This window comes from uncultured Sphingobacterium sp. (genome assembly GCF_964277905.1).
Taxonomy (GTDB): Bacteria; Bacteroidota; Bacteroidia; order Sphingobacteriales; family Sphingobacteriaceae; genus Sphingobacterium; species Sphingobacterium siyangense.
Genome location: NZ_CAXYKD010000038.1, coordinates 25,996 through 51,070, shown reverse-complemented (window position 1 = coordinate 51,070; position 25,075 = coordinate 25,996). Strand labels below are relative to the sequence as shown.

The 25,075-nt window shown below is 38.1% G+C and carries 30 protein-coding genes; 12 read left to right on the top strand and 18 right to left on the bottom strand.

Going from position 1 to position 25,075, the window contains the following annotated elements; genetic code table 11:
- Positions 1 to 10 precede the first annotated feature (10 nt).
- The 3 genes from ACHWSC_RS17175 to ACHWSC_RS17165 all read left to right on the top strand — a co-directional run bounded on the left by ACHWSC_RS17175 (position 11) and on the right by ACHWSC_RS17165 (position 4,438).
- Entirely contained in the window at positions 11 to 1,771 is a 1,761-nt protein-coding gene (locus ACHWSC_RS17175; protein WP_394677571.1) for a RagB/SusD family nutrient uptake outer membrane protein, read from the top strand.
- A 9-nt stretch (positions 1,772 to 1,780) separates the two neighbouring features.
- Positions 1,781 to 3,187, top strand: a complete 1,407-nt coding sequence (locus tag ACHWSC_RS17170; RefSeq protein ID WP_394677570.1) for an alpha-L-fucosidase — start codon at positions 1,781 to 1,783, stop codon at positions 3,185 to 3,187.
- Positions 3,188 to 3,403: 216 nt separating this feature from the next.
- Positions 3,404 to 4,438 (top strand): leucine-rich repeat domain-containing protein, encoded by a 1,035-nt coding sequence (locus ACHWSC_RS17165; protein ID WP_394677569.1) that lies wholly within the window; start codon positions 3,404 to 3,406, stop codon positions 4,436 to 4,438.
- Positions 4,439 to 4,687: 249 nt separating this feature from the next.
- Here the strand turns inward: ACHWSC_RS17165 and ACHWSC_RS17160 are convergent, their stop codons facing one another.
- From ACHWSC_RS17160 to ACHWSC_RS17135, 6 genes are all read right to left on the bottom strand, one after another.
- A complete protein-coding gene (locus ACHWSC_RS17160; protein WP_394677568.1) occupies positions 4,688 to 4,990 on the bottom strand; it encodes a MafI family immunity protein in 303 nt (100 codons plus the stop codon).
- Positions 4,991 to 5,021: 31 nt separating this feature from the next.
- The gene (locus ACHWSC_RS17155) at positions 5,022 to 5,504 is read right to left on the bottom strand and encodes a hypothetical protein (protein ID WP_394677567.1); all 483 of its coding nucleotides are present in this window, start codon (positions 5,502 to 5,504) and stop codon (positions 5,022 to 5,024) included.
- 164 nt (positions 5,505 to 5,668) lie between these two features.
- On the bottom strand, positions 5,669 to 6,448 hold the full coding sequence (locus tag ACHWSC_RS17150) for a hypothetical protein (RefSeq protein ID WP_394677566.1): 780 nt from the start codon (positions 6,446 to 6,448) through the stop codon (positions 5,669 to 5,671).
- 56 nt (positions 6,449 to 6,504) lie between these two features.
- Positions 6,505 to 6,942, bottom strand: coding sequence for a DUF5958 family protein (locus ACHWSC_RS17145; RefSeq protein ID WP_201670450.1), 438 nt, complete (start codon positions 6,940 to 6,942; stop codon positions 6,505 to 6,507).
- 165 nt (positions 6,943 to 7,107) lie between these two features.
- Positions 7,108 to 7,500 carry a hypothetical protein gene (locus tag ACHWSC_RS17140; RefSeq protein WP_394677565.1) on the bottom strand — a complete coding sequence of 131 codons (393 nt, stop codon included), beginning with the start codon at positions 7,498 to 7,500 and terminating at the stop codon, positions 7,108 to 7,110.
- A 130-nt stretch (positions 7,501 to 7,630) separates the two neighbouring features.
- Positions 7,631 to 7,990, bottom strand: coding sequence for a hypothetical protein (locus tag ACHWSC_RS17135; protein WP_394677564.1), 360 nt, complete (start codon positions 7,988 to 7,990; stop codon positions 7,631 to 7,633).
- Between the two features lie 698 nt (positions 7,991 to 8,688).
- Between ACHWSC_RS17135 and ACHWSC_RS17130 the strand changes: the two genes are divergently transcribed.
- On the top strand, positions 8,689 to 9,369 hold the full coding sequence (locus ACHWSC_RS17130; RefSeq protein WP_394677563.1) for a hypothetical protein: 681 nt from the start codon (positions 8,689 to 8,691) through the stop codon (positions 9,367 to 9,369).
- Between the two features lie 13 nt (positions 9,370 to 9,382).
- Here ACHWSC_RS17130 and ACHWSC_RS17125 read toward each other — a convergent pair whose 3' ends face one another.
- The 7 genes from ACHWSC_RS17125 to ACHWSC_RS17095 all read right to left on the bottom strand — a co-directional run bounded on the left by ACHWSC_RS17125 (position 9,383) and on the right by ACHWSC_RS17095 (position 14,091).
- Positions 9,383 to 10,264, bottom strand: a complete 882-nt coding sequence (locus ACHWSC_RS17125; RefSeq protein WP_394677562.1) for a hypothetical protein — start codon at positions 10,262 to 10,264, stop codon at positions 9,383 to 9,385.
- A gap of 247 nt (positions 10,265 to 10,511) precedes the next feature.
- Entirely contained in the window at positions 10,512 to 10,859 is a 348-nt protein-coding gene (locus ACHWSC_RS17120) for a hypothetical protein (RefSeq protein WP_201665425.1), read from the bottom strand.
- A gap of 169 nt (positions 10,860 to 11,028) precedes the next feature.
- Complete coding sequence (locus tag ACHWSC_RS17115; RefSeq protein ID WP_394677561.1) at positions 11,029 to 11,649, bottom strand: hypothetical protein; 621 nt, start codon at positions 11,647 to 11,649, stop codon at positions 11,029 to 11,031.
- A gap of 6 nt (positions 11,650 to 11,655) precedes the next feature.
- Positions 11,656 to 12,345: a hypothetical protein gene (locus tag ACHWSC_RS17110; protein WP_394677560.1), complete on the bottom strand. Its 690-nt coding sequence runs from the start codon at positions 12,343 to 12,345 to the stop codon at positions 11,656 to 11,658.
- Between the two features lie 45 nt (positions 12,346 to 12,390).
- Positions 12,391 to 12,948, bottom strand: coding sequence for a hypothetical protein (locus ACHWSC_RS17105; protein ID WP_394677559.1), 558 nt, complete (start codon positions 12,946 to 12,948; stop codon positions 12,391 to 12,393).
- Between the two features lie 174 nt (positions 12,949 to 13,122).
- Positions 13,123 to 13,401, bottom strand: coding sequence for a hypothetical protein (locus ACHWSC_RS17100; RefSeq protein ID WP_394677558.1), 279 nt, complete (start codon positions 13,399 to 13,401; stop codon positions 13,123 to 13,125).
- A gap of 108 nt (positions 13,402 to 13,509) precedes the next feature.
- On the bottom strand, positions 13,510 to 14,091 hold the full coding sequence (locus tag ACHWSC_RS17095) for a hypothetical protein (RefSeq protein WP_394677557.1): 582 nt from the start codon (positions 14,089 to 14,091) through the stop codon (positions 13,510 to 13,512).
- Between the two features lie 312 nt (positions 14,092 to 14,403).
- Between ACHWSC_RS17095 and ACHWSC_RS17090 the strand changes: the two genes are divergently transcribed.
- Positions 14,404 to 14,862 (top strand): hypothetical protein, encoded by a 459-nt coding sequence (locus tag ACHWSC_RS17090; protein ID WP_394677556.1) that lies wholly within the window; start codon positions 14,404 to 14,406, stop codon positions 14,860 to 14,862.
- A gap of 42 nt (positions 14,863 to 14,904) precedes the next feature.
- Positions 14,905 to 16,215 carry a hypothetical protein gene (locus ACHWSC_RS17085; RefSeq protein WP_394677555.1) on the top strand — a complete coding sequence of 437 codons (1,311 nt, stop codon included), beginning with the start codon at positions 14,905 to 14,907 and terminating at the stop codon, positions 16,213 to 16,215.
- A 58-nt stretch (positions 16,216 to 16,273) separates the two neighbouring features.
- Here the strand turns inward: ACHWSC_RS17085 and ACHWSC_RS17080 are convergent, their stop codons facing one another.
- The 3 genes from ACHWSC_RS17080 to ACHWSC_RS17070 all read right to left on the bottom strand — a co-directional run bounded on the left by ACHWSC_RS17080 (position 16,274) and on the right by ACHWSC_RS17070 (position 18,214).
- Positions 16,274 to 16,717 (bottom strand): hypothetical protein, encoded by a 444-nt coding sequence (locus ACHWSC_RS17080; protein WP_394677554.1) that lies wholly within the window; start codon positions 16,715 to 16,717, stop codon positions 16,274 to 16,276.
- Positions 16,718 to 16,820: 103 nt separating this feature from the next.
- Positions 16,821 to 17,240, bottom strand: coding sequence for a hypothetical protein (locus ACHWSC_RS17075; RefSeq protein WP_394677553.1), 420 nt, complete (start codon positions 17,238 to 17,240; stop codon positions 16,821 to 16,823).
- 431 nt (positions 17,241 to 17,671) lie between these two features.
- Positions 17,672 to 18,214 (bottom strand): hypothetical protein, encoded by a 543-nt coding sequence (locus ACHWSC_RS17070; RefSeq protein ID WP_394677552.1) that lies wholly within the window; start codon positions 18,212 to 18,214, stop codon positions 17,672 to 17,674.
- A 369-nt stretch (positions 18,215 to 18,583) separates the two neighbouring features.
- On the opposite strand from ACHWSC_RS17070, the gene ACHWSC_RS17065 reads away from it, so the two are divergent.
- Positions 18,584 to 19,300, top strand: coding sequence for a hypothetical protein (locus ACHWSC_RS17065; RefSeq protein WP_394677551.1), 717 nt, complete (start codon positions 18,584 to 18,586; stop codon positions 19,298 to 19,300).
- 60 nt (positions 19,301 to 19,360) lie between these two features.
- Positions 19,361 to 19,984, top strand: coding sequence for an outer membrane beta-barrel protein (locus tag ACHWSC_RS17060; RefSeq protein ID WP_394677550.1), 624 nt, complete (start codon positions 19,361 to 19,363; stop codon positions 19,982 to 19,984).
- On the opposite strand, the gene ACHWSC_RS17055 is transcribed toward ACHWSC_RS17060, so the two are convergent.
- A complete protein-coding gene (locus tag ACHWSC_RS17055) occupies positions 19,966 to 20,274 on the bottom strand; it encodes a hypothetical protein (RefSeq protein WP_248933233.1) in 309 nt (102 codons plus the stop codon). The genes ACHWSC_RS17060 and ACHWSC_RS17055 overlap by 19 nt on opposite strands.
- A gap of 10 nt (positions 20,275 to 20,284) precedes the next feature.
- Complete coding sequence (locus tag ACHWSC_RS17050; protein WP_394677549.1) at positions 20,285 to 21,343, bottom strand: hypothetical protein; 1,059 nt, start codon at positions 21,341 to 21,343, stop codon at positions 20,285 to 20,287.
- 363 nt (positions 21,344 to 21,706) lie between these two features.
- On the opposite strand from ACHWSC_RS17050, the gene ACHWSC_RS17045 reads away from it, so the two are divergent.
- The 4 genes from ACHWSC_RS17045 to ACHWSC_RS17030 all read left to right on the top strand — a co-directional run bounded on the left by ACHWSC_RS17045 (position 21,707) and on the right by ACHWSC_RS17030 (position 24,991).
- Positions 21,707 to 22,402 (top strand): hypothetical protein, encoded by a 696-nt coding sequence (locus ACHWSC_RS17045; protein WP_394677548.1) that lies wholly within the window; start codon positions 21,707 to 21,709, stop codon positions 22,400 to 22,402.
- A 26-nt stretch (positions 22,403 to 22,428) separates the two neighbouring features.
- Positions 22,429 to 23,484 carry a hypothetical protein gene (locus ACHWSC_RS17040; protein WP_394677547.1) on the top strand — a complete coding sequence of 352 codons (1,056 nt, stop codon included), beginning with the start codon at positions 22,429 to 22,431 and terminating at the stop codon, positions 23,482 to 23,484.
- Positions 23,485 to 23,876: 392 nt separating this feature from the next.
- Positions 23,877 to 24,620 carry a MauE/DoxX family redox-associated membrane protein gene (locus ACHWSC_RS17035; protein ID WP_394677546.1) on the top strand — a complete coding sequence of 248 codons (744 nt, stop codon included), beginning with the start codon at positions 23,877 to 23,879 and terminating at the stop codon, positions 24,618 to 24,620.
- The gene (locus ACHWSC_RS17030) at positions 24,614 to 24,991 is read left to right on the top strand and encodes a hypothetical protein (RefSeq protein ID WP_394677545.1); all 378 of its coding nucleotides are present in this window, start codon (positions 24,614 to 24,616) and stop codon (positions 24,989 to 24,991) included. Before ACHWSC_RS17035 ends, ACHWSC_RS17030 begins: the two co-directional genes overlap by 7 nt.
- The last annotated feature ends 84 nt before the right edge of the window (positions 24,992 to 25,075 follow it).

Here is a 25,075-nt window from a genome sequence, read left to right as displayed (position 1 = left end):
ACCTACAGCAATGAAAAAATATTCAATTCCTATTCTTTTCTCCCTAGCGGTTGCCTTCCAATCGTGTAACGACAGTTTTTTAGACCGGTTGCCAACAACGGATTTAAACGATGGTCTTTACTGGAATTCCGAAGATGACCTGAAAGCGTATGCCAATGGAATTTATAATCAAGCAGGGAACAATGGCGATTATATGTTTTTCCTCGGCTTTACGAACACCGCCTTTGGCAGTGCGACACATGCCGTTGTACCGATTGAGGCACAGACGGACAACCATGGCTCACGTGCTTCCGAGCACGAAACTTTTATCCGACGGGCTGCAGGGCAGCAGACCGTACCGAATGATGCAGGCCAAGGTGGCTGGTTGTGGCCATTTCTACGCGTTTGTAATGTCATGCTGGCTAACTATCAACATGTGCCTATTGCCGAATCGATTAAAAATCAATACGCCGGCGAGGCCCTCTTTTTCCGCGCCTGGTTCTATCTCGATAAAGTACAAAACTATGGTGACGTACCTTATGTCTCCACTCCGCTGAATACCGATTCACCACAGCTTTTTGACAAACGTACACCCCGCAAGCAGGTGATGGATTCTGTCTTGCGCGATATCAATCTGGCTATTGAATATCTGCCGACAAGCTGGACCAATGGTGCAGGCCGCATTACCAAGTATACCGCATTGGCCCTCAAGTCGAGACTGGCACTTTATGAAGGGACCTATCGGAAATACCATGGACTAGGCGATGCCGAAAACTACCTCCGCGAATCACTCGATGCCTCGGAGAAGCTAATGGCCAGCAATGTGTATAAAATCTATAACACAGGTAAACCAAAAGCCGATTACCGCTCGCTCTTTATCAATTCGGAGCTGTCAAGCAATCCCGAAATTATCATGGCCCGAAATTATGTGAAGGGTATTTTGACCCATAATATGGGCGGTTATGTACAGACCCAGAACGCTGGTCCTACACGTGACTTTGTAGACGACTTTCTCTGCATTGAACCTGATGGCACAGCCAAACCTATCGCTTTGAGCAGCATATACAACGATGCCAGCATCGAAAACCTGTTTAATAACCGCGATGCCCGGCTTTCGCAAATTGTCCTCGATCCACGCGAAGAGCAGACCATCTTCCGTTCCAATGTGGGCTATCCAAGGCTATTGGGTATGGGGGGCGACATCAGTGCAACAGGTTATCACCTGATCAAATATTTCGATTATGACCAACGGCAACTGGCAACCAACTCAGATACCGATGCACCTATTTTCCGCTATGCCGAAATTTTGCTGAACTATGCCGAAGCAAAAGCAGAGCTAGGTACCCTATCGCAGACCGATCTGGATCGCAGCATCAATTTGCTTCGCGACAGAGCCGGTGTTCCTAGACTGCAGCTCAATCCGCTAATGGACCCGAAATACGCAGGTGAAGGCATCTCTTCCAATCTCGTCGAAATCCGTCGCGAACGACGGATCGAACTCTGCTATGAGCAGACCCGATATCAGGATCTGATGCGTTGGAAAAAAGGTTCATATCTGGCAAAAAAAGTACTGGGTATCCGTTTTGAAGACAGCGACCGCAATAGTCCGCGTTTTGCCAAAGTATCGAGCAGTGTCAAAACCGTTGAAGTAGGTGGCAAGAAATACATTGACGTATATGCAGGTTCAGATTTTGTCAATCGCGTGTTCGACGAAGACAAACATTACCTCATGCCACTTCCGATCAATGTATTATCAAAAAATCCAGCCTTAGGGCAAAATCCGAAATGGTAAAAGAGACCAATGAGCAAGCGACAAAATCAGCTTAGAAGGATTGTCCAAAAGATCCTCATAAGCACCCTTATTCTACTTAGCGGGCAGGCCATGGGCCAGCCCACCCCTTGGTTTGCTGACGGGAAATTCGGTCTGTTTTTGCACTGGGGGCTCTATTCCCAAACTGCGGGCGACTGGAATGGCCATCCCACCAAAGGCGGCGAGCATTTTATGCTCTACGAACGCATACCCGTCAAAACCTATGCAAAGATCGCCGATCAGTTTAATCCAACAGGCTTTGATGCCGACCGTTGGGCACAGATGGCCCACGATGCCGGCATGAAATACCTGGTGATCACAGCCAAACACCATGATGGGTTTGCGATGTATAACTCAGCCGTCAGCGACTATAACATCGTCAAGCGCACCCCCTGGGCAAAAGATCCGATGAAGGAGCTTGCGGCAGCCTGTAAGAAATATGGCCTCAAGCTCTGCTTCTACTATTCCCTTGGCCGCGACTGGGAAAACCCCGATGTGCCCACCAACTGGCCTGTGAAAGCTGGGCGCAGCAATACCTGGGATTATCCCGACGAAGATGCCAAAGACCTCAACAAATACGTCGAAAACAAAGTTAAACCGCAGCTGCGCGAATTGCTGACACAGTATGGCCCTATCGGTATTATCTGGTTTGATACTTCCGAGCTGATCACAAAAAAACAAAGTCAGGAAATCAAGGATCTGATCCATTCCATTCAGCCCGGCTGTATCATCAACAGCCGGATAGGCAATGGACTTGGCGATTATGCTGTTGTTGAGCAGTCGCTGGTTTCTACCGCACGGAAGAACTGGGAAGCCTGCATCACGATGAGTGAAAACTGGGGTTACAATAGACATGACACAAAATGGAAAAGCCCCGAGCTGCTGGTCCGCAACCTTATTGAAGTCGTGAGCAAGGGGGGCAACCTGCTGCTCAATGTAGGACCCAAAGGCGATGGTACCTGGCCAATCGAAAGCCAGGAAAACCTACATGCTATAGGAAGCTGGATGAAAACCAATGGTGAAGCGATTTACGGCACCACGGTCTGGAGCGGAGTCAAACAAGCGCTGCATACCTTGCCGTCGGACAATACAGCAACCGAAAAGGATAAAGCCAGTATGAAAGATGCTGTGAATGATGCAACGTCGAAAGAAATCGTATCAGACTACCGCTTTACACAGAAAGGGAAAAGTGTTTATCTTTTTGTGCGTAGTCCTTCAACGGCCACGATCGACATCCCGGAGCTTGCAAAAAGTAGCCTCGACATCAAAAGTTTAGCGCTTCTGGGCAGTTCCTCAAAGGTGAAATGGACACAAGGGAGAGCTGTCCTACAGCTGTCTTTACTCACTGTCAAGGACCTAGAAATCCCGATTTACGTATACAAGATCGAAACGAAATAGCCCAGCGCCTATTTCACCAATCGTCTTACTCCCTTTAACAATAAGCTCCCTGATCATTAAATTATCAGGGAGCTTTTACGATTCACAAAGAACCTCAAACCATTATTCATCCAGCTGCAACGAATCGTAAGCCAAAGCGATCGGATATAAATCCACAGAAAAGAGCAGTCTTAAAATGTGCATCTTTGCTTCAACGACAAAAGACAAAGCACACACATGAAAAAATATATTATCGTATTCAGTCTATCCTTACTTACGTTAAGCGTATCAGCACAGAAGAAAAAGAAAAAACAGGGCCCGCCACCCGTGGTGAAACCTATCCCCGAGCCACCAAAAGTGATCGAACAGGCAGGTACTTCGGAAAGCATGCCTGTTATGATATCCATGCCTACGCGGGCGGCAGATCAGGTGCGTATCAAAAAGACAGATGGACAAGAATTCAACCTGGAGAAACTGGAGGAATTAATAAGCACAGACCTAGCTCAGGTAAAAACCTTATCCCTGGGTTCTTCCATCTCCGGAAAGAAGCTCAGCAGCGAAATCCTACAAAAGATTATGGACGAAGGCAATCAAATGGAGTCACTGGAAATTAGTAATCTAGACATCAGTACATTTCCTGAAATCACATCCGCCCATCCTAAACTTAAAAAGATCGCGTTAAGCAGAAATAATCTCAGTATACTTCCCGCAAGTATTTTCAATTTGACAGCGTTGGAAGAATTTGACTGCAATAATCCCTTGACGGGTCTGCCGGCATCCTTTGCACAACTCAAAAACTTAAAACAGCTCGGACTTAACGGGAATCTGTTCAGCACTTTTCCCAAAGAAATTTTTAGTTTGAACAAGCTGTCTTTCCTATACCTTTCAGGCAATTACAAAGGTGAGACTAAGCTGACAGATATACCCGATCTATTTGAGCAGTTGCCCGAACTAAAAGAACTCGGCATAGAACATGCGGGGCTATCGACACTGCCAAAATCTATTGCTGCATTAAAAAAACTAGAAAAGGCCAATTTTTCTTTCAATCAATTTACAAGCTTCCCCGCCGCATTGTACAATAATCCCAAACTGGTGTTTGTACCATTTACGAATAATCCCCTGCAGTGGGAACCGTTTTTGGCTTCTGTCAAAAAAATAAAATGGAGCGGTCTCTTCTTTTTGAACGATACAGGGCTCAGCAAAAAACAGTACGAGCAGGTACAGCAGATCCTGAGCAAGACAGACGTCTATTATGATGAGATGAATGATTAACTTATCCCCAAATTCCAGCCTTTTAAGATCTCCATGTAGGTAAAGGATGGTTGCAAAGCGACCTTGTCAAAAGATTGGTGCTTCCCGTGAGATTATCGGGAAGTACGAACGCAATGAAAATTTACCATCTGTTGAAATGGTTGCCAAAATGGCTCATGGCTAACTGCTTTGTAAGATTTACTGCTGTTGTTCTTCCTGTCGAGCCAAGCCCTTTGGCTACTAGGTTCATTCCCCCCCTTCGCGGCAGTACTATGAAATCAATTCTAGTAGCATAGGCCGATACTCATCTTCATTAATTTCCATCAAATCTGCAACTTTTTTTAGGTCAAAATAAAATTCATTGGTGATTCGAATATCGTTTTCACCTAACTCATAAACAATATGTTCAAACGCTAAGCCGAATTCATTATACTCGATATATTCATCAACAATTAATTTACATTCCATCTTAACTCCGAGCAGCAAAGCATTAGAAAGTAAACTTTTCAATGCATTAATAATATTTTCCTTTTTTGTAAAAAGTAAAATTCTATTTATTTCTTCGAAATCCATATTATAGTCATTTTAGTTTAACAGTGGGTACTCAACTTATATTCTGAAAATCAAATTTCAATTCTTTGCTCTTTCCAATCCAAACCACATCATCCTCAGCACTTTTAAAAAAAACATAACTAGATACTTTTGCTGTAACACCGTACCAAGGAAGCATTTTAATATTAAATTTTATAGCACGATTATGAGAAAAAGTAAAACTAACATGCTGATAATGAAACCAAATAGTCGGCAATAAATTTACTATTTCCTGATTTAAGATCTTTCCTTCGAATGTAATCTCAAAGTTATTATAACTAAAATTATCTTTATTGCCTAAAACCAATTTTAGCTTTTCGAGCAAACTAGGGTCATCATAATCAGGCCTACTTGCATTTATATAAAAATAACCCGTTTCGGAACTTAGCGTTAAAATCAAGTTGATAAAATATTCTCTATCAGAATAGACATCAACTACAGACTTGATAGACAGCAAATTGCCACCCGCATTATTATGAATTTTTAAATCTTTCATTATTGCATTTTCGGTATTTCCTTATAAATGATGCTTTAAGCATCGATAACTATTTTAATTAGCATATCGTAGAACCGCTCCATAGTGAACGCATAAATATATATTAGAATTGATTCACTATCATAAAATGTTTATGATTTACCCCTACCTCATCTAATTTACCCCTAAAAATCAACAGACATTATTAATTCGGAGAAAGTGCGTTTTGAAAGATTAATTTCTAATTTCCCATAGGTACCTTCATATGTGGGCGAATCAAAAGAAATTATAGGATAGTACCTAAAAAAATCCTTAAGAGATTTATTATTCTTTAAGAAGATATTTACGTCAACAAGTACATTATCCGAATTACTATAAACTTTCAATTGTTTGTAAAATGCATTATTACCATCTTTATTTTTCAAAATTGATGTTAGAACAGAATCAATAAAAATTAAATCTCTTTGATTCAGATTATAACTATTATCAAAAACAGAATCCTTTGGAGCATTGAAAATTGCATAATCATGAAACCTCTTTTGATCGAAATAATTTATACTATACGTATTCCCTTTTTGTAACCGTAACCTCCTAAAGAAACTATCCCCTATATATAAATCCATAAAGCCATTTTTTAGTAAAGCCTTATCGACCTGTTTAAAACCAGGATTAAAGAAGAAAGTATTTCCATCTATTCTAGTTTTACCCGTAACAGTATTCTCTGCCAACAATAGCGAATTTTCTTTAGGATCTATTAATTCCAACGTAACAGAATCAAGACCTACGGAGTAATCAATTATCCGATATGAGGAGTCTTCTAGTATTTCAACAACGTAATCTGCAGCACCAAACATATCACTATTGACTGTTATAGCCTTAACCAAAACATGATCTTTACAGGTTTTATTACAAGAAACTGTAAAGGTTAATACGACCATGCAAATAAACGCAGTTAATCTCATCATTTTCCCCATTTTATTTGAACCGACATAACCCTAGGCTGATTTATTCGAGCCAAACTTCATACCTTTCCTCCTTTAGATTCCATTACCTTCTCAAGCTTTTCATGATCAGACAAATCCCAATACCACCATTTGTGAGGATTGTCTTTTTCATCAATAAATCTTCTCTCATAAGCTACTTTAAATAAATTTAAAAGCAGCACAAATGCTTTTGTTAACTCATATTCCGGCAGATTTATAATTTTTTTCAAATTATGGTTTGCAACTCCTTTTTTAAGTAGAACGCAGGGGGTAAAAGTGGACTTTAAATCACTCTTTATAATCGCGGGTTCAATATCTCCTTCCTCCGGTTTAGACTGCATAATTAGAAAAAGAAGTTCGTTTAGAAATTTCTTTTTTGTCATCAATTCAAGTAATCTAAAACCTGTTGTTAATTGATCAATTGCAATCAAACCTTGTCCAAACCGATTGACTAAAATTTGGTCTTCTAATTTCATATTTATATAAGTACGGATAAATAGTCACATGAACTTGGTTCTCTTTTTAGCGACAACAACAATAGCATGCATGTGGTTCTTTTCATATCCAGTCTCTCAGCCCTAAGGCTATATCATCAATTAAATTAGAGTAAATAGATGCTTTAGTGCTGTAAATTCTTATTTTCAAAATTTTATTCTCCCGATCATAATTGAGCCAATTATCATAAAAAAGAAACTCGCGATTAAAGTGAAAAGAGCAATTGCTCTTTTTACATAGACCTGAGATTTACTTAAACTTTTATAGTATTTCTCAAATACTGGATTTCTCACGGTTTGTTCAATGGGTGAACGGCCAATTAAAATGACTACTAGACTATAGATCATAATACCAAATGCCATAAAGATAGGTTCCTTAACACCTACTAATTTAAAAAATAAAAAGACAAATACTTCCCCTATATAAATTACTTTACTTAAGAATAAATATGCTAGCCCAGAAACTACATTTTCTGTCTTCCTCTTTCCTGCAAACCATTTTGACAGCACAAAATCTAACTGTAACATTTTATTAATCATACCTTTGCTTCCTACAAGCAACTAAATTTAGTTTTTCAATTAAATTGGTCCCCACCGATAATTCAATCATCTAATAAGTTTAAAATAAACCAAGGCTCGTCTAGCAGCATTGCGGCTTGTTTCATTAGTTTCATTCAATGATTTGCACCTTTATCTCCGATACTACATCCGAAAAATCTTTCCACTCCAAATGCGAATAAATATCCTTGACCACACCTATCTTACTGAAAACTGAGTTAAAATAGCCCTCATTTAATACAGCTTGGAGAGCTGCATGAATTCCCTGATAAGAGAGCTCTTTTACAATAAGCATATCTGTAGACCAAAAATAAATTTCACGATTTTTCTCCATCAGTTTATCGATATTAGTCAACGTAAACAATGTTCCAAAATAAACCTCATCATTCTCTAAAATAATGTTGACATCAAGGTTATCATCATATACATCGATAACTTGATAGGGAGCTGGAAATCGAACTTTAAATTTCATAACCTTCTTACTTTTTATAAACTGTCAACCAAACTACATCTGTCTTGGCACCGAACCATAAAACCTAGCCCCATAATCATAGCGTTATATTACCCTAGAATTCCGAACCAAAGCAAAAACATCAAAATACTAATAGTAAGCGTTAGAATTAGGATTAGCTTATATACATTTAACTTTGCATTTAGATCGTTAAATCTAGGGATCAATAAAGTAAAAATCAAGGCTATTAAAGAAACGCATAAGATTTCTTTAAAAAGGACCGGATATGAATATCTATGCAAATAAAGATCTGATCCAATAATTACCATATATATTGTCGTAAACGCAATTGAGGTATGATAAAAAAAACTCTTCTTCTTAATGATTAAGATCAGCATATTTATAGTAAATAATGTGATTAGACAGCATATTGACACTATACTGTGATATGGAACAGGGTAGCCGTAGGAACCTTTTGGAAGTCCTAAATATCCATCATAGTTTATCAAATCATTGCCTTTTTCGACCAAAAGTATGAGCTGGAGGATGATGACTAGGCAGGCTATAATTTTAAATAGATTTTTCATAATTAGTTTTCTCGCTCTAATATTCATTGTGGGTTTTTTGGGTTATTTAGTAAGTTTGCATGCAAAACACTACAGCACCTACTTTATTTAATGAGCATTCGAAAGAGAAACAATACATATAAGAAACAGAAATTGATAGAAAAATTTGCTCTTCACTTTCTTTTGCCTTTTGTATATCTGATAGTCCTGTATTTTAGTGAAGCTCCGGTCATTATTTTTACGGGAATCCTGTCCCCGCTCCTCTATATATTTATTTTTGACCGCAAAATTTTCAGTAAAAGATTTGTTATATTTTCTTTTCCTGTATTTTTGACCGGAGCATTGATCTACAGCTGCTTACCCAATTTTCAATATCAGAGCTTTCGTTTTTTTCACCCCAACTGGACAGAAACAGAAGGTAGAATTATCGATTATAAAATCGAATGGCTACCGACTGCCAAACGCACTGATAAAGCTTCTACAGCCACCATTCATTATGCATATAACGTCGACCTTCGCGAAGAACAGGTCTATGCACCAAAAGCAGTCATCCGATATTCGGGAGACGTCTGGAATACCGAAAACGATATTGCTACTTATAATCTAGCACTGCAAAAACAAGTGCAGGAATATATCGGTGCCAAAAATTACAAGATACTGCTCAATGAACGAGCTGAACCAAAATTATTTATGCCCCTGGATATTTTTAACTTCAGAGGGTCAGTCTTACTTCAGTCCTTAGTCATCATTTTAAAAGTCTCCGTCGTACTGGCTATTTTTGTAACCTGGCCTTATCTGCAAGATATCCTATCGAAATTTTTAAAGAAAAGTTAGTCAAAAAAAACGACTATTTTAACCCCATCTTTTGATAGAAAATCTGGCTCTCTTCTCGAGCTAATTTCGACAGTTTGTGATTGACATTAACTTTTTCTGCCTTATATTTCTTTAAGTTACTAATCATAACTATGTAAGCCTGCAAAAGCTCATCAGGGCCCGTATTTTGATGATCTATTACACGTTTGATTACTGTACCGTTTCTAACAAATGATATGGAATAGTGTAAAGATGTCCCTGTGCCTCCGCCAATATATTCAGACTTTAAAGAGCCGACATCCAAACGATCATATACATGAAATATGCGATCGACTATTTTCTGATTAAATCGATAAGCTGAAAGTTCATCCTCATTATTTTGATAATAGTAATTGCCTCGTCCGTCAAAATAAAATGATTCATCAACACATGTGTACCCATCACCTACAAATACTTTAGAAAAAAATATTCCATCAAAACTATTATTTTTTGAACTCGAAGGTCTGCAATATGCGACATCATAGTTCATATTTTGATCAAATAATATCAGGCTGTCTTTTGTCAAATTTTTTATCAGGTAGATATGCCAGCTCTTTCGTTCAACATCCCAAATCCGTAAAGAATCTTTTTTAATATCAAAATTGGTACGGAATCCTGTCGTCATACCATCGCAAACATTCGATTCACTTTTTCGATAAAATGCACAGCTCATATTACACGAATCCATACGAAATTCAAAACCACAATTATCACGGATTTTTGCAATCACTCTTCCCGAACCAATATCGGGCAGGGTTGCCGTATCGAAAACCCAGCTTCCCTGTATATTTTCTATTGATTGCTTTTCATTATTCCCGGTACAGGATAGGATCAACATACCCATAAATACACTAAAAACAAGTAAAAAACGATTCATTATACTATACATGCTAAAATCAAATTTCAATGCGTTATGGAAGTCTACTGTATACGATGTTTATAGTCCTAAATCTCCATAATTATGTTAGGCCGTATTTGTTTCTCGCCTACGAGAGCTGTCATCTGTTCACTAGAAACATCAGAGAAAATGTATTCATGTTAAAATCTATTTGCGTGCCAATACAGTATTCTTATACCATCAGTATCCGTGCATCTGATTTTTTGTATCGATTAGATAGCGCTTTTTATATGCGCTCAGTATATGGAAAAAGCTTATCACTTATCATAAATGTATAATTGGAGTTCAAAAGCCAATCAGCTTCACCAATCACCTGTTTTACAACTTGCTCTGCTTCTATCAGCGATTCCATATTTTCGATTTTGTCAATAAACAAAACCGTCATTCCCTTTTCATTCAACCCTTTTTCAATGATGTCAGGCACTTGATTTATCCTTTCGCAATTAACCAAGACATTTCCCCAAGCACCTATATACTGCTCTTCGAGTTCTTCTTCATGATCAAGGAGATCATGAAATATTTCACCGTTTTTTGCTTCGATTTCAACTAAAGCAAGCCAAATATTTTTGTACATTTTTATATATCTTGTTGATCAATCATCAGATCGTATATTATTCCTTTGGGTCTATTTTTACCAACTTTAAACAAATGTCCCTAATATAATAATAACATGCGTTACTGTCGGTTATTCTACAAATAGGATTAACGTTATAAAGTCCCATCTCCAAGAATAGCCTTGTCATTTAATTATTTTTGTTCAACGGAACAAGATAAGTATTCGGCTCATAATCATCTTCGTCAAGTGAAAAACCTTTTATATAAAATAGATAAGCAATAGAATATTTTGTATCAAGTGGACTTTGAAACTCATCTTTCAAACGCAAGATAACCGATCCAGGAATACGGGACGTAAATCGTTCAATAGTCTCTGAAATAGGTTGGTCAACGTATTTTAATACTTCCGGATCTTGATTAAAAATCCCATATTTATCAACTATTTCGGCTATAAAAGCTTCATCTTGCGGATTCGTTAAAAGATCATTAAGAAATTGCGTGAAACTTATCTCGGTATCCATATTTTCCTTAAAATAGTTTCTAAACCACAGTAAGCGCCCCATAAAAAGTCTATTCCCCTTTGTTTTTCCGTATACAAAAAGTATATCATTTCGATCGTAAAAAAATTCACTACTATCGCTTAAAACAAACCTCCTAATGCTTGCGGATTTGTCCAATGTTTCTGCGTTTTCTCTAGAAAAGCTAACTTTATTAGGACGAGTATCTATTGAAGCCGCTTTCTTGTCGCCAGGATGACAACTACAAAAAAAAGCAGATACACAAACTAGAAGTAACCATCGCAATCCCATACATTCCTATTTATATTTTATATCGACTTCATAATAATCTTTAAGGGAACTTGGTGAATTTTTTATGACCTTATATTTATGTTTATCCAAAAATGCTGAATTTCCGGATAAATAGATCAGGTCGACCTTCTCAAAATAATTGTAATAGTCAATCAGCGATCTGATTTTATCTCCAAAATCCTTATCCCGAAACGTGACGATGCCGTTTTTGCTCTTATAAAAAATATCGTTATCATTATTAATCAATAAAATATCGTCTTTAGAAGTAATCAGGTAAATTTTATAGTCTCCATAGGGATACATTTTATTGTCATCGCGATTAACGGTGTCTCCCTGGGTTCGATATTTATTTACTATCGTTTTATACAACTTGTTCCATTCGGCACTATCTAATAGTTTATCATGGGCCTTTGCAACAAAATCATAATCAAAGATATTCCGTTGAAATGTTGAAAAACTAAACTTATGATCTTCGATAAGTCCATCTTCAAAGATAACTTTAATATAAGCACTGTCTGTCCTAAATACGCGGTCTATCTTTTTATTTTCAACAGTGGATCCATTGTTACAGCTCGTTGTAAGAACCAAACAAGATATAGCCATACGGGCTAACAAAAACAATAAAATCCACGCAGCTTTTTTCGTATCGGACACTTGTGTCTTATCTGCAACTGAGTAGTTCCTTTCACTGTTCATAAGACCTTTATTTAGTAAACCTTGTTCATCGCGTTACCGGTATGTTTATTCAGAATGATAAGAATTTATTTTGATCCAATTGCTTGACGTTATAATTCTCCCATTTCCCTTATTTTTTAGATATAGGTGCAATTTCACCTTCCTATCTGCGGTCGAAACTCTCAAATCGTCCTTTCCAACAGCAAATTCATAGGAAATAATACTGTCCTTTTTCAATTCCAATTTGAATTCCTCCAAAAATGCGCAGTTTGGCAGTACAGCCGGTACTTGCTTTCCTTCTGGAATAAACTGGCTTGACAATAACCTAATTTGATTATCTGTATTTTCAACAATAATTTGGTTATGTTTTAACGCATCTGGATTCTTCGTTTTATAAAATATGGTCGGATCTTCCCAATAATCGGGACAGCCAATAAAAAACATTCTGTCATCGAGATTTAAAATGGTATCTATTTTTGATTCAAAATCTAGTTTGACAAAATAACCATGCTCTATCTCTCTAATAGAAGTATTAAAACATATTGAATCTTCGCATTTTTCATCAGATTGGCATGAAGATAAAACACCTAATAAGGCAATATTTAAAAGTAGAAATATTTTCATAATGCTATGTTACGGAAGTTTATTTCTTACGATGTTTATTGTGCTGACTTTCCATAACTCCACCACTACCTATTTTTCAGCGTATTTCGTATATAAATCAATAATTCTGAGCATACATATACAATAAACATAAATATGAAGATGATTTGAGCCCAATCATTCAAAAAAGCTAGTTTATCCATCATATTTCGGTTTATTTTTAAGTTTAATATTTTTCACAATCTTAACAAAGAAATAAATAATCAAAATTATATGGAGCAGCAGGCTGGCAGGGGTTAGTATACCTCCATCACCTGGCTCATACCTAACTACGGTATTCATTTGTGGATTATGCACCCCAATCCCACCGTAGGGTACAACTACTTTATGATTATATCCTTCCAGACGAATCAATGAATCATAATATTTGACATACTGCAATGAATCATAATTCACAGTTTCCTTTTTATCCATATTTAAAATTGACTTGGTCTAAAATAAATTGCGGTACTTTCTTATCCATGCTATTTCCATAAACTGTCCATCGTACTCATTAATATTTTTCAATAGTTCGGGCAGATCCTATAAGGAAGTTTCTCTATAGGGCTTTAATAGAAAAGAATCCGACTTGTTTTCAGAGACAACTTTGCGCAGCAGCTTTTCATCCGTACTTAATAAATCGATATTCAGATGATCCAATACTTTTATCACGAAAGGCAAATCACGATGTGAGATATCAATATTCGAATAGAACAAGCCCTCTTCCTTAAACAATCCATAGGGATAAGAGATCAAGTCTTTTGATAGCTCCATCAAAAGATCTTCGCTACAAATCAATGCACCTCTAAAATTAGCTGAAATATCATTTTGCTTGAACAGGTTTCGCAAGGAGCGCAAATTATCCTCATTATTCGGAAACCACTCGAGATCTATCTTATCGTGATTTATGATCCATGAAGAGCCCCGCTCAAACGTTGATATATCTTTCTTGAACCAGGGGTCATGTAACGTAATAAAATCAGCTAAATTAAATTCCTTTCCTTTCGGATCTACCTGAAAGGAAACACCATACCAGTTAACTGATGGAATAGGCTCGCCAACAAGGAAGTCAATATAATGATTCCTATCGTAAGGGAGTATATCTGTCCTATTGCTCGTTATCATAAATATTTCTAATTATGGGTGGACAGCCTTCATGTAAGTGTAGCTTATTAGATTTGCGCATACCAATTTTTTATGTTCGGTATTGTATAATGATCCACAATTAAAAAATGTAGTGGTTTTTATGGCCTTTTTTTTACTGAAGCAAATTTATAACTTTATTTACTTTGAGACTTAAAAAAATGCAATCATTTAATGAAGATCTAGCGCAATGCACCAACAAATAATGATATTCTCTAAAGTCGATTATTTAACATGCCAGAGAACCGCATCAGCAGATTGGAATATTGATATAGCCAAATTAGAGATAAGCACATGAAAAATTTCGAAAGAAACGGAAATGAATACAAAATGAAACCGCAGTTAGGAACCTATGTTCCTTTGGTTGGTATATTTTCCATTATGGCCCTAGTAGGTTTCATCAAAATGCCTGAATCCTCATTCAAATGGTGGATGCTGGGTATTGTCATTATCTTGATGATTTCCCTGCTTAGAGCCTATTTCATCATTGATATGGACAATAGGGAGATCCGTACACGTAAGGGACTTTTGGGTAAAGAAGTGACCATTCCGCTGGAGAGCCTACAGGGTTTTAGTATCCACAAGCTTAAACAATATGGCTTTATCACAATCAACGTCGCCCTGATCGCGCGTTATAAGGATGAAAATGGGAAAGAAAAAAAGGTGCAACTGGCCCAGAGCTATTTTACAAAACCCATTAACCGTATTATTAATGATATCGACGAAATCATTGCCGAAGAGAATAATCGGTAAACAGCTTATCCTTAAGCCTGTTCAAACCCCGTTCTTTCGATTATGCCCGATATAAGAACCCTAAAACGACAATTTCTACATGCGCTGAAACGCGGAACAGGTGAAGCATACCTGATCGTCAAAGAGCATCCGAAAATTGACTTTTCAAATCAAATTATACAAGGAGCATTAAACATTTTCGCCTATGACGGCCAATGTGAAGGCGACCGGGCAGCTTATATTTTTGATATTATTTCTATTTCAAAGCAAAAAGACAAAATCCGTAAAGCCGTCTTGCAGGGTTTGGCAAGGGAACAGGAGGACACCTGGAACTTGACACATTTGTTTGCCCTGACAAAACTTTATGCGCAGCAAAATGACACCGAAGCAAAACAAGCTATTTATGACCGCTTTTTAAACAACCCGATCGCCGGCGCTGATTGGGCCGGTGCTTATGAAATAGCACAACTTGACGGACTAAATGGCTTATTTTACGTTGCCGAGAAATTTGGAAAATACATTGAACAACACCCTGACGATTGGCAAGACGATGGCATCATTCGGCATTTTCAAGCAGAACACCAAAACATACAGGTTTCTGAAGAACTTCAAAAGAAAGCCCGGACCAATAAGTTCATACGTCTTTACCTTGACAACATACAACGGACAGAAATAAACCAGAATACACAACGAACAAAACCAAAAAAATACAAAGACATCATTGATGAAGTTTTAAATAGTAAAGCCCATATTTCTTTTGCAAGAATGAGAAAGCTAACAGAAGAAGAGATAAACACTATCGCAAAGCATCTTTTGAAAGAAACAGACCAGGCAAATATTGAATGCCTTTTGGATATTTTTGGCTTTCACAAATTTCCTTACGATAGTCAAGTCATTTTAGACTATGCTAAACAAAAGGGAACAGGCAAAAACAGAATAGCTAAAAATGCCATTAAAGCACTCAAACAACTAAAAAGCAAAGCCATTAGAGATTTTGCCGTAGACAAAATACAAACTGCCAAAAATCCGATTGACTATTTGGAATTGCTGATTTCTAATTACAGAAGTGGCGACTCGAAGCTACTGACCGAAATCGCCGAAAAGGCAAAAAATGAACACGAAATTGAGCGATTGGCAGGGATATACACAGATATTTTCAATGAAAACAAAACCAAATTCTGTAAAAAACCCCTTGAAATCCTGTATAGCAAAATGAATTGTGCACTTCACAGAAAAGATATCATAGAAGTTCTGCTGCATAACAACGTTCTCTCCGACACGATAGAAAAAGAACTTCACTATGACTGCAACCTGGAAACAAGGATGATAGCTCTTCAAGCTAGGTTGCAGCATCCTAGTGACCGTAATTTCTGATTAAATTCTCCAGCACCTTATTGTTCAAAGCCGTGGAGCACTTAGATATTATTATCTTTTATCTTGGAAACAGTTCATTTGGCTCAACAAGGATATAAATCCCTATATAATCATCAAACTGCAAAAATTTATTATTGATAAAGCAATAGTAACTTATAGACATGAGCTGTGATTTAGCATATCCATCTTTAAGTCTCCAACCATTATTTTCCTTGGTGAAGTATTCGAGTAGAAAATCTTCTAAATTATGACTTTTATAATAATTAGCTACTTTGGAATCCAATAAAAAACAATCAGCGCTACTTAAAATACGCGTATCATCTACCTCTATTTTTTGATTCAAAGTTAAATCCAAAAACTTTTCATAAAACAAGTTTTTCGGATTTTCACGATGAATTCCCCACAATGCAGGTTCATTAATCATAGCGACTTTGCCATTTTTGCATCGAACAAAAAAGTCAAAATTAAATCTTGAGGGCGTTGTTCTGTCATCATAAGCCATTTCATAAATTATCCTTGAGTCAATGCGCTGTGTATTCTTATTTCTAGAACAAGAGCTTAAAACGATGAACGCTATCAGTATAAATTTCAACAAAATGCAAAAGTTATTTAATTTTTAAATAACATATCGGCTCACCTTTGTCATCTTGATAATCCTCCATACAAAATTTGAGCAGCTTATAGTCTTTTACCAAATCCACCACCCATCCTCCTGCAGTATCTGCTAATAATTCAGGAAACACATCAAGATCTCGATCCAAATTTGTAAAATAAGGCCTAAAATGGATCGAATTATTATCCTTGTTAGAGAAGTTCCATCCACCTTTCATACTCAGTAATAGTTTTCCATTTCTGTTATAAATCTTCCGAGAATAACGACCATTTTTCATTATGTTCAAGGTGTCTTTTGTATTAACGAATTGTTCAGGGACATAAACTCCTATAATGTTATCTTCAGTAAATTTCTGTGTACAAGAGATACAAATAAGTATGGAAGTCGTTATTGATAACAATATTTTAATCATATCAGCTTGCGAGTTAACCGCTTATAAAAGATAGTAAATATCAGCATTCCAATAATCAAATTGTAAATCCCCGTAATTTTATCGCTTGGGGAAAACCAATGGGTATACAAAACATATTCTATGGTAAAAAATGCGATCATAGAAAGCATAAAATAAGTTTTACTCTTTATTTGCAGTATAAAGCAAAGAGGAATACTGAATAATAAAACTAGAAAAAATATAAAAAATAGGATATACAATACATATCCTAAGGACAGTTTCATGAACTCCGATAAAGTATTTGCATTGTTAATTACCGCATTTTGAAATCTGTTGCCGATAAATGCAAGGATAAAAAAGAATACAACATATTTTAGGAGCAAATAGCAGATACTATTTAAAAAGCTTGCTTTAAACATATTTCTACAGCTTATATAATCCTCCTCACAGCACTACCAGCTCGACAGTTTGATTTTACCATCGCTATCAAAATCTGTATTGTCGGTCACTCTTTTTAGATTCAACTGCTTCAATGATAAACCTTCCTGCAAGGTCAAATCTGAGGCTTTCATCCTAAATAAGGGATATGACAGTGGCTTCTCGTTCCATTCCAGCACAAACTCGTATCCATCTACGATCTTTTGTTGATCATCTGTTTTGATGATCAAGATATTGTGGAAGGTTTGCTCCGGCTTGGCCGGATCGCTCTCTGTTGAGATCCCCCTTGCTTTATAGGTGGCGATAAACTTGTAATAATGGTACTTGCCATTTATGGGATTGAATACTAATTCACGGCTGTTGTTTTCTTTGATCAAAGCTGAAAAAGACTGCTCAAAATCATCCAGTAACTTATAATTAAAATCAGTATTGATCTTATTAGCGACCAATATATAGGTCTTTTCATCTTTACCGGCACTATTTCCCTTCGCTTGGTTTTGTGCAGCGACCGAATAACAAGTGAACCAGCCTAACAATAGGACTATTAAATATCTCATCCAACTAATTTATTAAAATTCAAAGAATATTACCTTAGATGGCCAGCAATCATTTCATTTTTCGATTTTTAGGTGACACAAGCGGAAAACTTTTACACTACTCCAATAAATTTTCCAATCGCTTATCATGTATTGGTCAATCGGGAGCCATTATTCTCGCAAATGCCCAATCATTTGTGATCAAATTGCAGCTTTTAGCATCCGGGGTTAGCTATTAACTTATATTTATTAAATTTGTAGCATTACGCATATTATTTCCGTTTGCAATAGTATAGTATCAAAATAAATTATGAAAAGACCTATTTTAACGAAATGCACAGTTTTATTGATTTTCCTTTAATACGTCTTACTGACCTATTCTATATTATTATGCTGAACATATTTCAAAAAGTAAATAAAGGGCAATGGTTGCTCTTTATCCTACCATTCTTTCTATTTGGGTGCGAAAAAGATGAGCGCGATGGCACAACCTGTGCGCAGAATTGTATTGTACTATCGGGAGTTGTTGTGGATACTCCTGCGAACAAATTATTATCTGATGTAGAAATAGGGATTTCTTTCCAATATTACAGTTCGTTCCTTAAACCATCTATAAGTTTGGGGAAAACAAAGACAGATACCAAAGGCAAATATAGTTTTCGATTTGATGCCAGCAAATACCTATCCCGAGAAGGCTTTTTTATAGTTAGTGTCAAAAAGAATGGTTATTATCTTAATGCATACCATCCAGATTCCTATCAAAGCGTAGCTTCTTATGACTTGGACGAGCTCAAGTATGATACGCCAACCGATGAACGAATAATTCTTTTCAAAAGGGGTGAAATGGAGTTGCATCTCAAAAATGTCAAAAAACTCGATTTGAAGATGCTTTCGGTTAGCTATGGTCCAGAGAAATCCAATACTGGTTTTTCTATCGCTCCTGTCCCTCATGATTTGGATACCATCGTTAGGATAACGATTCCTGCCGATATGGAATCTGTATTAAAATGGCAAGGCTATAGTGGACCGAACCCCTTACAATTCGACAAGGCCGCCACTGTTAATTCAGAAAAAGGAAGCTTTACACGTTATCAGTTAGATTTCTAGTGAGAATTAGCGCTAATTAAAAAGAGAAAACAGTTATAAAATCTATAATCATACATTCATATGCTTAAAAAATTACTTTCCACGATATCCCTTTCCCTTTTAACTTTATCAGGATCCTCCCTCTATGCGCAGCAAAACAATAGTGGCAGTTATGACATCGAACTTTCTATTACTCCCCTAGCTGAGAGTACTATTGGACCTCGGAAAAGCCTTATGGGAGCCGGTAGCGACGACAGTAAGAATTATATCGCTGGATTGCTCCGCGTAGGCTATCACTATAATGAAACATGGTCTTTTGGTGTTGGTCTGGGCTATTCCCATCAGAACATCACGACAACATCGGCAATAGTCGATCCATCGGTGGAGCGGATGCAATATTCCTCGGAACTCTCTATTTGGGAATTCCCTTTAGATGCCAGGGTAAAATTTTTGAAATATCTCTACGCAAATGCGGGACCGATGTTACACTTCCAGCAGAACTCAAATAGTTATGTAGACAAGCAGCATGGCATAGGTTTCCATATTGGACTAGGCGCAAAGGTTCCATTATCCCAACAGTTTGCTGTCTTGCTGTCGCCAAATTACAAAATGTACTCCCTCATCCCTTTCCAATCGGGAAGAAATTATGATCGCGTGCAGGCTTTGGGAATTACTGTTGGGGTAAATTATAGGATTGTCAAATAATAATCGCTTATGCTTGACGAAACATGCCAGGTCATGACCGTTTTTTTATAACGCTCAAAATCATCCCTTTTCCATTTGGTGATATGGTATCCTTTACAGAGCCTGCAATAGTAGGCTCTGCGGCAAGCCGGTTTTCCCATCCGGTGTTTGATGCGTTTACCATTGGTGACATTTTTGACACGCGAACGTAATTTAAAACAGAACATCGCATACTGTGCCTCTATCCGGGACGGAAATGCCACCTTTCCTGTGGCTCGACATTTCCAAGTGTTGCTTTTCATGCTTTCCATAACCGATCTATTAAAGGTTATTATTATTTGTATTCTCTTTTTCAATAGGTACCTGGAGCATGACCCAATCCTTTATCCGGCGCGCAATGGTCGGGGCAACCTCAAAACTTTCGATAGCTCCAAAAGGTACATGCAAAATGATCCGGAGCCTACCGCCTTTCAATTGATAACAGGTTTTAATCATGGCTAATGGAATCGCGTGATGCCGGTCTATTTTCTGCACAAAGCCATGCGTATCGCGCACAATTTCGCTCAGACTACGTTGCTCACAGCCTTTGCTATCTACCATATCTTCTTTTAGGTATAGCTTAACAATAGGCGTATTATTGGTCTTCTCAAATAAAAATATACCCAGTTCGCTGTACATGATCTTTTTTGTGAGGTATCTGTTGTTGATCACAAACTCCTTCAATGCTGGATTTATTGATTTGAGTAGCGCAAGGTCAATTTCCTCCACCGAATCCGTTTCCTTACCGGTCTCATCAGCCAATGCGGGCTCCATGTTATTAGACGGATCAAAAGACTGGAAATCAATTGGTCCATCCTCTCCAACCAAAATGCTATTATGCTGTTGTAAAGTACGTTCCAGCCGGATCAGATACCATTCCCTTTTGCGATAAACACTCCAATAAAAAAAGGTCGTGTAGATCATATTAAAAAGCAGGATACAGACAAATATCACCAATAAAGGCAGCCATATCCATTCACTTTTAGGTGCTGCAACAGGTTTGAGGATACCAAATAGGGCTACGGTTGGCAGCAGTACACAGAAAAAGAACTGTGTGCCCAGCCGATCGCCCATGTGCAGCAGCCAGCTTTTCTTTTTGTCCAACAGCTTGATCCCCCATCTTATATAAAAGAGTGTCAATGCCGCGATAATTACATTAAATAGATAACTTACAATCAGTGGTCTGCTATCAAACCAGCCTGACAGCGCTGTTACCGCTCCAATATACCAACAAATGCCACCAAAAAGAAACGACGCAATACACACCCAGATGAAATCTGGATAATGTACGTACATCTCCGTATCTTTCCCATACTTGACCTGTTGGATACTTTTCATCATAAATTGATTATTTTAAAGATTTATACCTGGGCTGATCGATAGATAAATGCAGGTCAGGCTATTTCTTTCCAGAAATTTCGCATTAAAGAAATTTCTGTATACTAAATTTAACCATTATTTACTTAAAATGGTCCAATGCGATAGGTAAACCACCCTTTTGTGTCTTCCAAAATAAGCCGAAACCTCCCCTTTTAGCTTATAAATACCATGTCTATTGTATAGATTGTATTCCTCGTTACAGAAAAATGTAATTCGATGCAAAAAACATACACTTATTGAAATAAAGATAATATTCAAGCAGATTAGCATACGTTATAGGTAATTTTAGATACATATCAAATCATTGATTTAATAGCCATGCGTATGACACCTACTAAACACTTTTTCAGACGGATCAGCCGCAATCACATCCTGATTGCTATCGCGATCGTTGTTACTTTATATGCATCATTTTTAGCGTCGGCATTTTATCTGAGGGTATACAGTATAGGTGTCCTTGTACTGCTGATCCCCCTTTTGGAAATTCGTAGCCATCATGTCGTACTCCAGCTTTTTGCTCTATTTTTTATTTGCATTCAGATCTGCAGTATAGCGGTGTATGACCGTTTACCTTATGAGCTGTTGCTGAGTTCACAACCACTTAAGCCAGCATTTAAACATGCCTTCCCCATCGCCCTTGGCAGCTGTGCGGTGGCCAATATTATTTTCGTCAAACGTGCCAATCTGGTTACGCTTTACGCCATCCAATTTCCACTGATGCTCCTTGCCTGTACCTGGTATATCCGGATGAACCTTATTATGAACAATTGCAAACATGTCGATAGTCCCAAAGCTGTCTATATTCAGGCCGAGGTCGTCCAGAAATGTCCGGTGTGCTGCGATATCCATGAGCTCCTGATCGCTTTTCGCTATGAGGGTGAAGAATATCAACTTCCAATAGATGTACATCCAAAGACTTTTGAGCAGGCTAAAGAGGGCGGCAAGCTGAACATGACGCTGCATCCGGGTGTGTATGGCTGGCCCTGGTATCACAAAAACATAAAAAGGAGGTACAAATGATCACGAGTTTATACCCCCTGATGCTTATGATAGAGAACTTTGCCCATATCAGCTCTTCCGGCCGAACCAGACATCTTGAAGCCATCGCTGCTGCCTGTACCGACCATTTGAACGACGCACTGGCAATCCATCGCCAGTATACCCATGCCGATCAGGCTATCCGCGGCGTACAGCTCTACCATACCCAGTTGCTTCGTCTCCATGAGGTATTATATACCTACTGCGATCAGTCTATTGCCGAGGAACTTAACGCCCTTCATCGCCTGGAGGAAGTATTGGAAAATATCGAATTCTTATTTAAAAGAGATATCAATCCCCTGACACCGCTACCGCAACACCATGAAGAACGCATCAGGCAGTATATGGATCTTCATCTCGAGGGCACTTTGGACAGATTAAGGCATAAACAGATTCCCCAACCTTATCTGGATGAAGTGCATTCCGCCATTGCAAGCCTTTTGCAACGGGGCAAAATACCTTATATGCAATACCATCATCAGCACTACCTTATTCAACTGATTGATGCGCTCAGGCAATTAGCCGATGATGAGCGTCAGCATAAAAACTGGCCTTCCCGCTTTTTGATCTTGATGATCAATTTCAATTTTAACCACATCGGCTTTTTAAATCGTTGGAAGGAATTGTACGAATCAGATCCTGCCGCTACGGAAAACCTACTGCAGTATCCACATCATTTCTCCACCATCCCGGGCTTTGCCTATGATCCCAACCGCAGCTCACTACTCACGCTAATGTGCCAGTACATTGAAACAGAAACAGCGGACGATAAGTCCTCCAACGATATTCCCAATCGCTTTATCCACAGCAATCTCAATGGTAAAGAGCTCAAACTCTGGCTGCATTTATGTGTCAAAGCCGATATAACGCGATCGTCCGAGAAAAAGGAAGTTGCGGAAGAATTTTCAAAACTCGTCAAAACCAAAGAGGGCATACTTCTTTCGGTACATAGCCTCACAAAAATGGACAGAGGAAGCGAATTTCCGGCTGCTGTCCATATCCGCAAAGTCTTGAAAACCATGCTGAATGAATTGCACGAAAAGTTCCCCGAATTAAATGGATAAAAATCCATCCAAATTTTAAAAAGCAGGGGTATTCCCCCGTTACCCCTGCGCTAACAGGATTGACCAGGTTTTAAATCTTGTTTGAAATCATTTCTGTCGGCTATTTTGCTACGCCATGCCCATAGCGACCGTTTCGTTTCCAATCCCCCTCCCCCTTCCATAAAGCTATTTTAAACAGCTTTGTAGCATCAACGGGCCCGATATGCTACCCCTGCGGTCGGCTGTTATCCGATCTATCTTTGTTTTGAAGCGTACGAAAGGTAGAAGTTGACGCTGTAACAGGCCGCTGTACCCGAGCAGGGCGCGCAGGTACGGCGCCCTGTTTTTGAAAGAAAAAATAATAAAACCACGGGAGTAAATAATAAATACCCCCGGTAGAAATAATTAAAGCTATGGAAGCGAACAAAACCAATACAACAATTTACAAAATCCTCCGGGCGACCATGATCCTCTTTTGGGTTTATGTGGGTATTGAAAAACTCTGGCAGCTCAGTGCATTTCATATTGCACTGCAGCAACAACCGGTCATTAGCATCCTTGCGCCAATACTTTTTTGGCTGCTTCCGCTGCTGGAAATTAGTATCGGAGCTTTGCTTGGGTTGCCTACACGTCGCCTACAGCATTGGGGCTGGATAGCATCTACTATCATGATCACCTTATTTTCGATTTATATTGCCCTTGGCGTCCTTGATGTATTTGACAAGAAACCGTGTATGTGTACCAGCTTTCTCAGTCATATCTCCTGGACAGCACATCTGATCTTTAATCTCCTTATTCTTGGTCTATCGCTAGCAGGATTAGTACTCAATCGTAAGGTTTTTCTACACGATCAAAGCAATTTAAGCAACAAGATCGCTGTCGGCCTCTTTCTAACGGTTATTCTAGCAACAGGAATTCTAAGCTATAAAAACGCAGCAATTAAACCAACACATGAAATCTGGTATATGCCAGACAGCATAGACCATGCTCCAGTATATGACACCGTCAGTAGGCCTATAGTAGGCAGCCTGGCATACAGATACGATCGGTACACAGAACCGTACCGACAACAATTATTTACCAAAAGTTTGCAGGCCAACAACTTTACTCATCAATTATTGGCATGCAATACAGAAAGGAGGGTAGCATTATGCTAACCAAATTTTTAAACAATTATGGCTACATGATATTAGGCGGAGCCATGATTATCGGATTCTCAGCATTTAAAGGTGCTGAAGTTTATACAGGAAAAAGTTTAGCTCCTGTAACTGTTTATTTCAAGGGAAATCCGCTATTAAGCGGAGAGGTTTCAACCGAGTCGAATTGGACAACGACACCAAATGGTCAATCCTGTTCAGGTGACAATAAAGCCTGTTCTATGCAAGTGGAGACCTCAGACCTAAATTCGGCAGGGGAACTAGATCCCGATCAAATTGAGTTAACAGAAATCTCTACTGGTTCGGGTTTTATCCCTGAACGAAGTGGTGGAGATAGTGAAACTGAAATTAACATTCACAACAGAAGCTAATTTTTCGTACTCGCCAAAGATTTGTTTGAAGATTTTCGTTTCCAATTAATCTATTGGCTGTCCTTCAACAAGAGACCAGTTTCA

Coding starts and splice junctions, on each gene's coding strand:
- ACHWSC_RS17070 (WP_394677552.1), bottom strand. CDS start 18,214: ATGAGATATTTAATAGTCCTATTGTTAGGCTGGTTCACTTGTTATTCG.
- ACHWSC_RS17050 (WP_394677549.1), bottom strand. CDS start 21,343: ATGATGAAAAGTATCCAACAGGTCAAGTATGGGAAAGATACGGAGATG.
- ACHWSC_RS17060 (WP_394677550.1), top strand. CDS start 19,361: ATGCTTAAAAAATTACTTTCCACGATATCCCTTTCCCTTTTAACTTTA.
- ACHWSC_RS17030 (WP_394677545.1), top strand. CDS start 24,614: ATGCTAACCAAATTTTTAAACAATTATGGCTACATGATATTAGGCGGA.
- ACHWSC_RS17145 (WP_201670450.1), bottom strand. CDS start 6,942: ATGAAATTAGAAGACCAAATTTTAGTCAATCGGTTTGGACAAGGTTTG.
- ACHWSC_RS17090 (WP_394677556.1), top strand. CDS start 14,404: ATGAAAAATTTCGAAAGAAACGGAAATGAATACAAAATGAAACCGCAG.
- ACHWSC_RS17175 (WP_394677571.1), top strand. CDS start 11: ATGAAAAAATATTCAATTCCTATTCTTTTCTCCCTAGCGGTTGCCTTC.
- ACHWSC_RS17080 (WP_394677554.1), bottom strand. CDS start 16,717: ATGGCTTATGATGACAGAACAACGCCCTCAAGATTTAATTTTGACTTT.
- ACHWSC_RS17040 (WP_394677547.1), top strand. CDS start 22,429: ATGATAGAGAACTTTGCCCATATCAGCTCTTCCGGCCGAACCAGACAT.
- ACHWSC_RS17035 (WP_394677546.1), top strand. CDS start 23,877: ATGGAAGCGAACAAAACCAATACAACAATTTACAAAATCCTCCGGGCG.
- ACHWSC_RS17165 (WP_394677569.1), top strand. CDS start 3,404: ATGAAAAAATATATTATCGTATTCAGTCTATCCTTACTTACGTTAAGC.
- ACHWSC_RS17125 (WP_394677562.1), bottom strand. CDS start 10,264: ATGAATCGTTTTTTACTTGTTTTTAGTGTATTTATGGGTATGTTGATC.
- ACHWSC_RS17110 (WP_394677560.1), bottom strand. CDS start 12,345: ATGAACAGTGAAAGGAACTACTCAGTTGCAGATAAGACACAAGTGTCC.
- ACHWSC_RS17105 (WP_394677559.1), bottom strand. CDS start 12,948: ATGAAAATATTTCTACTTTTAAATATTGCCTTATTAGGTGTTTTATCT.
- ACHWSC_RS17120 (WP_201665425.1), bottom strand. CDS start 10,859: ATGTACAAAAATATTTGGCTTGCTTTAGTTGAAATCGAAGCAAAAAAC.
- ACHWSC_RS17095 (WP_394677557.1), bottom strand. CDS start 14,091: ATGATAACGAGCAATAGGACAGATATACTCCCTTACGATAGGAATCAT.
- ACHWSC_RS17115 (WP_394677561.1), bottom strand. CDS start 11,649: ATGGGATTGCGATGGTTACTTCTAGTTTGTGTATCTGCTTTTTTTTGT.
- ACHWSC_RS17100 (WP_394677558.1), bottom strand. CDS start 13,401: ATGGATAAAAAGGAAACTGTGAATTATGATTCATTGCAGTATGTCAAA.
- ACHWSC_RS17085 (WP_394677555.1), top strand. CDS start 14,905: ATGCCCGATATAAGAACCCTAAAACGACAATTTCTACATGCGCTGAAA.
- ACHWSC_RS17150 (WP_394677566.1), bottom strand. CDS start 6,448: ATGATGAGATTAACTGCGTTTATTTGCATGGTCGTATTAACCTTTACA.
- ACHWSC_RS17055 (WP_248933233.1), bottom strand. CDS start 20,274: ATGGAAAGCATGAAAAGCAACACTTGGAAATGTCGAGCCACAGGAAAG.
- ACHWSC_RS17075 (WP_394677553.1), bottom strand. CDS start 17,240: ATGATTAAAATATTGTTATCAATAACGACTTCCATACTTATTTGTATC.
- ACHWSC_RS17065 (WP_394677551.1), top strand. CDS start 18,584: ATGCTGAACATATTTCAAAAAGTAAATAAAGGGCAATGGTTGCTCTTT.
- ACHWSC_RS17045 (WP_394677548.1), top strand. CDS start 21,707: ATGACACCTACTAAACACTTTTTCAGACGGATCAGCCGCAATCACATC.
- ACHWSC_RS17135 (WP_394677564.1), bottom strand. CDS start 7,990: ATGAAATTTAAAGTTCGATTTCCAGCTCCCTATCAAGTTATCGATGTA.
- ACHWSC_RS17155 (WP_394677567.1), bottom strand. CDS start 5,504: ATGAAAGATTTAAAAATTCATAATAATGCGGGTGGCAATTTGCTGTCT.
- ACHWSC_RS17160 (WP_394677568.1), bottom strand. CDS start 4,990: ATGGATTTCGAAGAAATAAATAGAATTTTACTTTTTACAAAAAAGGAA.
- ACHWSC_RS17170 (WP_394677570.1), top strand. CDS start 1,781: ATGAGCAAGCGACAAAATCAGCTTAGAAGGATTGTCCAAAAGATCCTC.
- ACHWSC_RS17140 (WP_394677565.1), bottom strand. CDS start 7,500: ATGATTAATAAAATGTTACAGTTAGATTTTGTGCTGTCAAAATGGTTT.